Annotated in this window: 1 pseudogene; it reads right to left on the minus strand. The window is 59.3% G+C overall.

Annotated elements, in window-relative coordinates:
• Window positions 1-135 (minus strand): annotated as a pseudogene (locus tag AC0L2P_RS32480) (transposase); the annotation flags it as partial.
• Window positions 136-248: the final 113 nt, after the last annotated feature.

A 248-nucleotide genomic window follows, 5' to 3' on the forward strand; every position in this document is an offset into this window, starting at 1 on the left:
TGATAACGCCGTGTCTTGTCTTGCCGGCGGTCGAGTGATCTTTAGGGGTCAGGCCCATCCATGCCGCAAATCCCGACCGGATTTGAATAGATGCGGATCGGGCGTTTTCATCATGAGCAAGGTCGCGCCGATAGGCCGTAAGCGTCCGGTGAGCCGCGTGTTGTCGCGCGCGGCATAGCCGTTGATGTCCAGACCTGTGGTGGTCTCCTTCTGGAGTCCAGAAGGAGGTCAGGAGATGGAGCGGATGG

Source organism: Mesorhizobium sp. WSM4836 (assembly GCF_055811815.1).